9 protein-coding genes and 1 pseudogene are annotated in these 9,138 nt (G+C 70.4%); 7 read left to right on the top strand and 3 right to left on the bottom strand.

What is annotated here, in order from left to right:
• The first annotated feature begins 316 nt into the window (after positions 1-316).
• From KDL01_RS35725 to KDL01_RS35710, 4 genes are all read left to right on the top strand, one after another.
• Positions 317-793, top strand: a complete 477-nt coding sequence (locus KDL01_RS35725; protein ID WP_212533128.1) for a hypothetical protein — start codon at positions 317-319, stop codon at positions 791-793.
• 77 nt (positions 794-870) lie between these two features.
• Entirely contained in the window at positions 871-1,182 is a 312-nt protein-coding gene (locus KDL01_RS35720; RefSeq protein WP_212533127.1) for a hypothetical protein, read from the top strand.
• 169 nt (positions 1,183-1,351) lie between these two features.
• On the top strand, positions 1,352-2,416 hold the full coding sequence (locus KDL01_RS35715) for a cobalamin-independent methionine synthase II family protein (protein ID WP_212533126.1): 1,065 nt from the start codon (positions 1,352-1,354) through the stop codon (positions 2,414-2,416).
• 295 nt (positions 2,417-2,711) lie between these two features.
• Entirely contained in the window at positions 2,712-3,995 is a 1,284-nt protein-coding gene (locus tag KDL01_RS35710; protein ID WP_212533125.1) for an MFS transporter, read from the top strand.
• A gap of 382 nt (positions 3,996-4,377) precedes the next feature.
• Here KDL01_RS35710 and KDL01_RS35705 read toward each other — a convergent pair whose 3' ends face one another.
• Positions 4,378-4,818, bottom strand: a complete 441-nt coding sequence (locus KDL01_RS35705) for a MarR family winged helix-turn-helix transcriptional regulator (RefSeq protein WP_212533129.1) — start codon at positions 4,816-4,818, stop codon at positions 4,378-4,380.
• A gap of 153 nt (positions 4,819-4,971) precedes the next feature.
• Here KDL01_RS35705 and KDL01_RS35700 point away from each other — a divergent pair, with 153 nt between their 5' ends.
• Positions 4,972-5,823, top strand: coding sequence for an alpha/beta fold hydrolase (locus KDL01_RS35700; RefSeq protein ID WP_212533124.1), 852 nt, complete (start codon positions 4,972-4,974; stop codon positions 5,821-5,823).
• Here the strand turns inward: KDL01_RS35700 and KDL01_RS44130 are convergent.
• A pseudogene (locus KDL01_RS44130) lies at positions 5,817-5,939 on the bottom strand (IS5/IS1182 family transposase); the annotation flags it as partial. The gene KDL01_RS35700 and the pseudogene KDL01_RS44130 sit on opposite strands and share 7 nt — an antisense overlap.
• Positions 5,940-6,128: 189 nt before the next feature.
• The gene (locus KDL01_RS35695) at positions 6,129-7,313 is read right to left on the bottom strand and encodes an SGNH/GDSL hydrolase family protein (RefSeq protein WP_438802010.1); all 1,185 of its coding nucleotides are present in this window, start codon (positions 7,311-7,313) and stop codon (positions 6,129-6,131) included.
• Between the two features lie 346 nt (positions 7,314-7,659).
• On the opposite strand from KDL01_RS35695, the gene KDL01_RS45660 reads away from it, so the two are divergent.
• Both KDL01_RS45660 and KDL01_RS35685 read left to right on the top strand, forming a co-directional pair.
• Complete coding sequence (locus KDL01_RS45660; RefSeq protein WP_212533122.1) at positions 7,660-8,349, top strand: helix-turn-helix transcriptional regulator; 690 nt, start codon at positions 7,660-7,662, stop codon at positions 8,347-8,349.
• A gap of 347 nt (positions 8,350-8,696) precedes the next feature.
• On the top strand, positions 8,697-9,138 hold a 442-nt coding region (locus KDL01_RS35685; RefSeq protein WP_212533121.1), incomplete at its 3' end, for a hypothetical protein.

Genomic DNA, 9,138 nt, shown 5'->3' with positions numbered 1-9,138 from the left:
GTCAACGAGCGCATCGCCGCAGCCAGAGTCCCGATCGCCACATAAGCTCACAAGACCCCGGCCGACGACTTACCCTGCACAAAAACTCAGGACAACCCTCCAAGTTTCACAAACAAAGGTGCCCTAGGGGCCGTCGCGGGGCGATTCAGTCGTGCATGGAGGCGCCGACCAAAGGCGGGCTCTCACTTCAACATCGCAAGCGGCGCTGGGCCGACTGGTGTAAGGACACCACTCCGGCGAGTGAGGGTGCGTTTCCAAGCGCGATCACGGACCTACGTTCCGGAATGGATCTATCCCAGTATGGAAGGAGCCCCCTTTGACCCGCATCCTCAGGGCCGCCGCCGTCACGGCGGCGCTCGCCACGGCAGCGCTCGTCAATGTCCCCACGACCGCCTTCGCGGACGCCTCGGACGCCTCGGACACCGGCCCGGCCTCGATCTCTTGCGATTACTGCCACATCGCAGGCGGCGACGTTTTTGATTTCGACGACGGCCAGGGCATTGATGAGACGCCTGCATACCAGGCGGCCAGGACGATCGCGATCGACGTCAGCCCCAACGTCGGCGTGCTGCGGCGGGGTGAGCACAGGCCGGGCAGCAACTGGCCCGCGGCGCTTCCGGTAGGGACGAGCACCGTCCGCGTGGATACGCGCGATCAGGCCTACTACCAGGGCATCAATGACGACGGTTCGGTGCTGTTCGTCATCGACGGGGACCAGACGCATTGCGTCGGTCGGGGCCGCTTGATCTGCCGTGCCGACGGCCCGAACCTCGTGCGGGTCTTCAGGCTCTGAGGTCGGCATGTGACCAGGGTCCGATCCATGATCAATCGGACCTTGGTCATGATGCTCAGATCACGCTCCAGAGCGCGATGGCTTCCCAGCCGGCAGCCGGCAGCGAGTCGCAGGCCGATAGGTTCAGGTTCCCGATCCGGGACCACGGCGCGCAGTTCACCCTGCGCTTCGACTCGGAGTTCCACGCGACCGGCATCCGGATCGTGACCACAGGTATCCAGACCCCGGTGACGAATGCGAGCCAGGAGCGCCGGTATCGCTCGGTCGGCGCCGAACTGCTCGACCGCACTTCGGGATGGACGACCAACCCCTTCGGCAAGACCGCCCGCTGCTACCAAGCCGCCTTCTACATCGCCGCGATCTTCCTCCTCCGCGCCGTGCGGACGTAAGCGGGCGAGGGTGTCTTCGAGGTCGTCGACGGCGAACATGACATGCCGGCTGCGCCGCGCCACTTCGAGATTGCCCACTTGATGCGCGTCCGCGGGCGCGCGCCACCCGATCGGGTGGATCCGCGGAAACTTCCGGTCGATCGGCTTCTATCGCAATACTCTGTGACGCATGACGCTTCCCACCGAGCCCATCGGCTCCATCCCCCGTCCCGCCGAACTCCGGGCCGCGCTCACCGACTCCGCCGCGGGGCGGGGTGACGCGGTCCTGCTGGGCGAGCTGCAGGCCGCGGCCGTCGCCGACACGATCCGCCGGCTGGAGGACGCCGGCTCGCCCGTGGTCACCGACGGCGAGCAGAGCAAGCCCAGCTTCGCGACCTATCCGCTGCTCGGCATGGTCAACCTCGCTCCCGACGGAGCCGTCATCCCCTTCGCCGACGGGCATGTCCGCCAGCTGCCGCGGCTGACGAAGGGCCCGTTCCGCTACCAGACCCAGGTGAGTCAGTACCTGGCCGCGGCGACGGCCGTCGCGAACGTGCCGGTCAAGCAGGCCGTGATCGCGCCGTCCGCCCTCAGCCTGATCTACCCCGCAGACGGCATCGACGGTTACAGCAGGGAAGAGTTCGTCGAGGACCTCGTGAACGAGGCCGAGGCCGATATCCGCGGCGCGCTCGACGGTGGCGCACACGTCGTACAGCTCGACTTCACCGAGGGCCGGCTCTCGCTCAAGCTCGACCCCTCGGGAGGACTGCTGGAGGACTTCATCGCGCTGAACAACCGCGTCCTGGAACGGTTCACCGACGAGGAGCGCGCCAGGATCGGCGTGCACACCTGCCCCGGCGGGGATCTCGACTCCACCCACAGCCTCGACGTCGACTACGCCGGCCTGCTGCCCGCGCTCTTCCGGATGCACGCCGGCAACTTCTACCTCCAGCTCGCGAGCGAGCAGGACCCCGACCGCGTGCTCGCGGTCGTCGCCGAGAATCTTCAACCCGCCCAGCGCGTCTTCGTCGGCGTCATCGACCCCATCGACCCGGCGATCGAGACTCCAGAAATCGTGCGCGACCGGCTGCTGCGCGCCGCCTGGCACATTAGCCCCGACCGCCTCGGCAGCTGCGACGACTGCGGATTCTCCCCGTTCGGGGACGACGACTCGACCTCCCGCGAGACGGCGTTCGCCAAGGTCCGCGCCCGCGTCGAGGGCACCGCGCTCGCCGCGCAGATGCTCGGGGTCTGAGGGAAGGCCGATCCTGCCTCGCAGCCGGGCCCGCAGGCCGACGGGCCCGGCTGCGAGCATCGTGCGATATCTCGCCGCCGAACTGTCAGAACGCGTCCATCGACACCGACCACAGTTCGTCAATGCCGACGCCCGGCTCGTGGACACCGACGTCGAATGCTGCCGGGCCAGGATCTGGCATGCCGTCCACCCCACTTCCTGGCAACGCCGCGGATCGAGCGATACGTGCGCACGCCACGGCCCGGCGCGCCCGCGAGGTTGACACCTTTGACAGAACACGTCGAGGATCATTCGAATGACGGGCACTGACACCGGCACCGACGTACGCACGCCGAGCTTGTGGCACCACCGGGACTTCATGCTGCTGTGGGGCGGGCAGACGGTCAGCGAAGTCGGCTCGCAGATCACCGTCCTGGCACTGCCCCTGGTCGCGGTGGTCCTGCTGCACGCCTCCACCCTCCAGGTCGGCCTGCTCTCGGCCGCGGAGACCAGCGCCTACCTGCTTGTCTCCCTCCCGGCAGGCCCCCTGGTGGGGCGTTACCCCAAACGCCGCACCATGCTCTGGTGCGACCTGGCCAGGCTCGTGCTGATCGGCTCCGTGCCCGCCGCGTACTGGGCCGGAGCCCTGAGCCTCGGCCAGCTCTACGCCGTCGCCCTCGTCTCCAGCGCCTTCAGCGTGTTCTTCTCCATCGCCTACCCGAGCTACCTGCCCACCCTGCTCGAACGCGATCAGCTCATGGACGGCAACGGGAAACTCGGCACCACCCAGTCCTTCGCGCAGATCGCCGGCCCCGGACTCGGCGCCGGGCTCGTCGCCGCGTTCGGCGCCGCCGCCGCCATGGCCGGCGACTGCCTGTCCTACCTCGCCTCCGCTGCCGGCCTCCTGGCGATCGGCAGCCACGAGCCGCTCGCCGCCGCCCCCGCCCGGCGCCCGCGGCCGCGCGAGCAGATCCGCGCCGGACTCGCCTACGTGGTGCACGAGCCGGTCCTGCTCAAAGGCGTCCTGTGGAGCGGCTGCGCGAACTTCTTCGTCATCATGGTCGAATCCCTCGGCGCGGTCTTCCTCGTGCGCGTCCTGCACCTGCGCCCCGCATTCGTCGGCCTGCTGCTCGCGCTCGGCGCCGTGGGCGGCGTCGTCGGCGGGCTCGCCTCCGGGCTGCTCGCCCGCCGCTTCGGCGCCGCCCGTGTGTGCTGGCTGTCGATGACCGTCTTCGCGCTCCCCGGACTGCTGATCGCCGCCGCGGGCCCCGGCGCCTGGGTGCTGTTGTTCGCGATCGGCTGGATGTCCTGGACGTTCTCCTCGACCGTGTGCGCCGTCGCGTTGCTCAGCTACCGCCAGTCCACCTGCCCGCCCGACCTGCTCGCCCCGGTCAACGCCACTGCCCGGTGGATCAACTGGGGCACCCTGCCGCTCGGCGGCATCGCCGCCGGTGCCCTCGGCTCCACCCTCGGGGTACGCCCGACCCTGTGGATCGCGGTCGTCGGCGGCTGCGCCTCCGGCCTGTGGCTCTTCTTCTCACCGCTGCGCGGCATGCGCGACTTCCCCGTCATCTCGAATTGCCCGCACCCCACCGGATGATCGAGCACCGAATCGGCGTGCCCCGCCCACGCCGTGGCCCGGCACGGATCCGAACCGCCCTCGGATCCGCCCGGGCCGGTACCGGGAGGCGGCCCGCACAAGGTGGTCCAGTACCCCCGTCAGCCCTGTCAGCCCTGTCAGCCCTGTCAGCCCGTCAGCCCGTCAGCCCCGTCAGCGTCCCGGCGGACGCCGGGTCCGGCTCAAGCCCGGCCACCGTCAGCAGGACACGCAGGATGTCCTGTTCGTCCATCGTGCGGATCCGCTGCAGATACGCCGCGGGACACCCTCGATATCGGCGTCGCGCGGTTAGGCCCCCGCGAGATCCGTGGTCCGCATGACGACCGGAACCGTGGAGCAAGCCGGTCACTGCTCTAGACCTTCCCTAGACCTGCGGCGGCTTGGCGTTGCCCAAATCGACGTCCTTGAACAAGTCCAGCAGCTGGCTCAGCACCCGGACGCAGGCGGTGACGTCCGCGTCGGTCAGGCTGCCGTCGGTCTGACGCAGCAGCGCGTGTTCGCGCTCGACCACCGCGCCGATCGCGTCCCGGCCGGCCGGGGTCAGCCCGATCAGCAGCGAGCGCTGGTGCGCCGGGTTCGGGGTGCTCTCGACCAGCCCGCGGGCCGCGGCCTCGTTCACCATCCGCTGCACGAACTGCCGGCTGAGCGCCTGGGACCGGCCCAACTGCGGCACCGTCATCGGCCCGTGCTCGCGCAGCAGGTCGAGCACGGCGCGCACGCCGACCGGGACGCCTCGCGCCGCGTCCTGCTCGATCTTGCGCTGAACCCGCCGGTAGAGCGGCCCGACCAGGTTGAACACCTCCATCAGCCGATCCGGGAGCTCCTCGGGCAACAGCAGGCGATCGGTCTCGGGCACGCGGCCATCATGGCATCCGGCGCCCGGTCGGAGCGATCGCCGGACCGACCAGACATGGCACCCGGGTTGTCATCGCAGCCGCCATATGACACCTTAGGTGTCATGTCTGAAGAGACCAGCACCGCCCCGCCGTCCGCCACATCGGCCTTCGCCTCCGCCGACGGAGTACTCGCCTATCTCGACGCCGGGCCGCGCGACGGCGTGCCGTTGGTACTGCTGCACAGCGCCTTCGTCGACCACACCGAGTTCGACGACCTCGTCCCAGCCCTGGTCGGCGCGGGCCATCGGGTCATCGCCCCGGATGCCCGCGGCCACGGCTCCTCGGCCAACGCCACCCGGCCGTTCCGTCAGACGGACGACCTGGCGGACCTGTTGCGCCACCTGGGCCTCGGCGCCCCCGCGGTGCTGGTCGGGGTCAGCATGGGCGCGATGATCGCGCTCGACACCGCCGTCGAACACCCTGAGCTGGTCCGGGCCGTGGTGATCAGCGGCCGCGGTTACGGCAACACCGACCTGGCCGACCCGTGGGCTGCCGCGCAGCACACGAAGGCGGCCGCCGCCTTGGCCGCCGGCGACATCCCAGGCTGGCTCGACGCCTTCGTCGGCTGGCTGCCCGGGCCGCACCGCAGACCCGACCAGGTCGACCCGGACCTGCTGCGCCGGGTCCGGGTGATGGCTATGCGTACGCTGATGAAGCACACCCCGGACGAGCCGGACCTGCGCCGCCCGCTCGCCGACGCGGCCGCGCGCGCCCGGACGCTGGCCGTCCCGGTCCTGGCCGTCAACGGCCGCCTGGACGCGCCGGGCCCGCTGGCCACCGTCGCCGCGCTGATCGACTCGGTCCCCGACGGCCGCACCGTGTGGCTGGACGGCGCCGCGCACTACGCGCCCATGGAGCAGCCGGAGCAGTACGCCCGGATCGTGGTGGAGTTCGCGCGCGCAGTCGCCGGCTGATGTAGCGGTCGTCCCCGGCCGCGTCCGCGGATCCGGGGTATCGCGTCGATCAGCGGGAACAGCTGGGTACTGTCGTGCCGGTTGCCGCCGGTCAGGCTCACGGCGAGCGGGATGCCCCGGCTCTCCACGATCATCGCTGACGATCCACGGCCGCGGGCGAGAGGGCATGCCTCCACCACAGCAGACCCACCACCTGCCGTCACGCGAATCAGGACCAGCTCACACCGTCGTTAGCGGTTCCAAGCACCCGGCGGCTCCGGCGCCGTTGAAGGAGGGCGCCGGAGCCGCCGGGTTTTTCGCCATGGTCAGTGCAGCGACATCAGCGGCTCGCCCTGGCTGTCCAGGCCGGTCCCGGCGATGGTGCAGCTGCCGCTGCGCACCGCGCCGCCGTTGTAGGCCTGGCGCAGGCAGTCGCGCAGAGCCAGCTGACCCCAGTAGTTCGGGTGCAGCGACTCCTGGATGTAGTAGTCGCTGTCGATCGTGGAGACCGTCCGGATCTGGTTGACCCACTCGGTCTCGTTCTCCGCGCCCGGATACGTCCAGCTCGGGATGCCCACCTCCTCCAGCAGGCCCACCGTGTTCTCGCACAAGCGGCGTCCGTTGAACGCCGAACTGATGTCGAGCGTGTGGATGTTGTTCAGGCCCGTTTGGGCGGCCGCGTTGAACACGGCGTTGTTGATGGTCGGCAGCGCGGTGTTGTTCGCCCAGTTCGCGTCCGTGTTCCAGAAGCCGCAGCCGCCGGTGTCCTGGCGCGTGTAGCCCGACTGCGAGTAGCGGAAGCCCGAGCCCGGCGGGATCGGGGACGGGTAGTTCTGGACTTCGATCGAGTAGCTCGAGTCCGGGTACCCGTCGTTCGCCATGGCCTGGTGGATGTTCAGCAGCGCCTGCTTGATCGCGGCGGTCTGCGTCGCGACATTGCTGCTGGTGAAGTTCTTCGTCGTCGACGAGTCGGTGCTGCAGTAGTCCGGCCACCAGGAGGGCGATATCAGGAAGTCCTCGACGCAGTCCTGCACGATCGAGCCGAAGTTGAAGTTGTTGCCGCCGATGGAGACGGCGACCATCTTCACGTTGTGGGTCGCGGCGAAGTTCTGCAGCATCAGCGCCTGGCCTTGGTTGCCCGAGGAGTCGCTGTAGAAGTCCAGGCCCGGCTTGAAGTCGCCGGAATCGGTGTAGGTCGTCGTCTCCGCCCCGGAGCACGCGAGGTTCTCGCCGTCCACGCCGCCGCCGAGGTAGATCTCGGCCGACTTGGACCGGTGGCAGCGGTTGATCAGCTCAGCCGTGTCGGTGGCGTTGTCGTAGTAGGCGGTGGGCCCCAACGCGTCGATGAGGCTCTCGCCGTCGTTGGTGTTGCCGGCCCAGCGGCCGGCCTCCCCGGAGATGTAGGAGTCGCCTACGCTGACGACCCACGGCGTGCCCGAGCCGGGCGCGTCCGCGTGGGCGGGCGCGGCGGCGAGGAAGCCGACGGTGCTGACGGAGGCGACGGTCGCCAGGGACAAGAGGGAGCGTAACGCCCGGGTCCGGTGTGATCGGCGCATGAAAGACCTTCTGGTGGGTAGCCCGAATGGGTCTTGAACTGGACATGCAGTGGGTGCGCACGGGGGATGGCCGCGCACCGGCACACGATGGCAGCACCGGCCGCGCGCAGCCAGATGCGCGGCCATACCTTTGCCAACTGTCTCATCGGGCTGTCTTCCGGAGCGTGGACAGCCGAGGCTTGCATCGACAGCCGCCTGATCCGGAGGGTGCCGGGTGCCGGCCGCCCGCGCCCGCGCCCGCCGGCCGGCTCGGGGTCAGGCGGCGGCGCTCTCCCATGCTCGGTCAGTACTCTGATACGCCGTGAGGTCTGCCTCGTTCTCGCCGAAGGCCCCGCCCGCCGCAGACGCCGTGCTGACCGGCTCGGGGCCGCTGATGGGCTTCTTCGAGCGGGTGGCGGCGGGCACCTCGGCCGAGTGCCTCGCGGTGCTGCCGGCCGGCGGGCGCACGCTGATCGCGCCGGCTGCGGCCCGGCCGCTGTTCCAGCTGATCACGAGCCGGGGAGTGGACGTGAAGGTGCTCTATCCGGCCGCGGCCCGGCTCGACCCCGGGATCGTCGGTTACGCGCGGTGGGTCACCGGTCTCGGCGTGAGCGTGCGCACCGCGGCAGCGCCGCCGCCGACCATGATGGTCTTCGACCGGCGCCTCGCCCTGCTTCCGCTGGTCCAGGAGGACCGGACCCGCGGCGCCGCGCAGGTCACCGATTCGACCGTGGTCAGCACCCTGACCTGGCTCTTCCAGCAGGCGTGGCGGGGCGCCGAGCCGCTGGGCGAGGACGGGGCCGAGCCGGAGCCGGACGGCGCCGCGCTCAGCGACACCGAGCGGCGCCTGCTGCGGCTCTTGGCGCAAGGCGGCACGGACGAGAGCGCGGCGCGCCAGCTCGCGCTGTCGGTGCGCTCTGAGCGGCGCCTCGTGGCCGGTCTGATGGCCCGGCTCGGCGCGGCCAGCCGGTTCCAGGCCGGCCACGAGGCCACCCGGCGCGGATGGCTGTGATCCGGCCACCGTCACTGCCACCACCCCTGCCACTCCGGACGGATCCATAAGCGGTCCTCGGACGCGGGTTCGCCGCGACACGTTCGGGCCGTCGGGCCGCAAAACCCCGACGGGCCGAGTTCGGCAGGATGCTGCCTTCTCCGGGCCGCCTGGCCCACCGCGGCTTTTCCGGCCCCGGCGCCCGGCACCAGACTTGTGCACCGATGTCCCGGGTCGGCTTTCCGACCGACCTATTCTCCGAACGGGTCGCGGGTGCCGAGCCGGGACGGCGGTGTCCCCGTGGCCGCGGTCGGCGCATTCGACGTCTTGCGGCATCCACCTCTCGTCCACATCTGAGGAGCGCTCTCTTGCGAGCAGTTCGCGCCGTCCCCGTGCTCGTGTTCGTCACCGCCGCGGCGTCGTGCGGCCTCGGCCTCGCCCCGGCGTTCGCCGGCGGCGGGATCAGCACGTCCCTCGGCCTCGTCTACGCGTCCTTCCAGGGCGGCAACGGGTACCTGTACAACTACGACTCGGCCACCAACGGCTTCACCGGGATCAAGCTCGGCCAAGCCGCCGCGAGCAGCCCGGCGGAGACCGGCCTGACGAACGGGGGAGCGCAGATCGCCTTCCAGGCGAACACCGGCATGCTCTGGTACACCCCGCCCGCCTCCGGCGCCGGCGTCGACACGGAGAACCCGCTCGTCGCCGGGTCGAACCCGGTCGTGGCCGGGCTGGGCGCGAACGCCTTCGAGATCGCGTTCAGCTCCCCGTACAACGCGATCGGGCTGCTCGGTGGGGGAGGGGGCGGGG

The organism is Actinospica durhamensis (genome assembly GCF_018139695.1).
Lineage (GTDB): Bacteria > Actinomycetota > Actinomycetes > Streptomycetales > Catenulisporaceae > Actinospica > Actinospica durhamensis.
Note: the sequence above shows the minus strand (reverse complement) of the source record. Positions and strands in the feature narration are given on the sequence as shown.

Bases quoted from the DNA above. Each gene is read 5' to 3' on its own strand.
- KDL01_RS35720 (WP_212533127.1), top strand. From the start codon at position 871: ATGGCTTCCCAGCCGGCAGCCGGCAGCGAGTCGCAGGCCGATAGGTTC.
- KDL01_RS35715 (WP_212533126.1), top strand. From the start codon at position 1,352: ATGACGCTTCCCACCGAGCCCATCGGCTCCATCCCCCGTCCCGCCGAA.
- KDL01_RS35710 (WP_212533125.1), top strand. From the start codon at position 2,712: ATGACGGGCACTGACACCGGCACCGACGTACGCACGCCGAGCTTGTGG.
- KDL01_RS35705 (WP_212533129.1), bottom strand. From the start codon at position 4,818: ATGGAGGTGTTCAACCTGGTCGGGCCGCTCTACCGGCGGGTTCAGCGC.
- KDL01_RS35700 (WP_212533124.1), top strand. From the start codon at position 4,972: ATGTCTGAAGAGACCAGCACCGCCCCGCCGTCCGCCACATCGGCCTTC.